The organism is Streptomyces fildesensis (assembly GCF_016107395.1).
In the GTDB taxonomy this organism is placed as follows: domain Bacteria; phylum Actinomycetota; class Actinomycetes; order Streptomycetales; family Streptomycetaceae; genus Actinacidiphila; species Actinacidiphila fildesensis.
In genome coordinates, this window is record NZ_JAAIKO010000167.1 from 1 (window position 1) to 531 (window position 531).

Here is a 531-nt window from a genome sequence, read left to right on the forward strand (position 1 = left end):
TCGCCACCCGCCTCATCGCGCAGATCCGATCGGTCTTCGGCGTCGAGGTCGGTCTACGAACGCTCTTCGAGGGCCCGACGCCGGCCGCGGTGGCGGCCCTGCTCGACACCGCTGCACCTGGACGACTGGCGCTCACCGTGCGGGAGCGACCTGAGGTCATGCCGCTGTCGTTCGCTCAGCGCAGGTTGTGGTTCCTCCACCAGATGGAGGGGCCCAGCGCCACCTACAACATTCCCCTCGTGCTGCGGTTCACCGGCCAGTTGGACCGGGATGCGCTGCGCGCCGCGCTCGGTGACCTCGTCGCACGGCACGAAAGCCTGCGCACGATCCTGCCCGAGGTCGACGGCACTCCGTATCAACGAGTGCTCGACATAGCGACCATGGAGCTGCCCATCACCGGAACCACTGAGTCCGAACTGGATGATGTGCTGCGCCGGGGAGCTCGGCATGCGTTCGACCTGACCGTGGAACCTCCGCTGCGAGCCGATCTCTTCGAGCTCTCCTCCCAGGAGCATGTCCTGCTGCTGGTGG

At 67.0% G+C, this 531-nt stretch carries 1 protein-coding gene; it reads left to right on the forward strand.

Features of this window, described 5'->3' with window-relative positions; translation table 11 throughout:
• Positions 1 to 531: condensation domain-containing protein (locus C6N31_RS42425; RefSeq protein WP_198359649.1), on the forward strand; the 531-nt coding region annotated here is incomplete at both ends.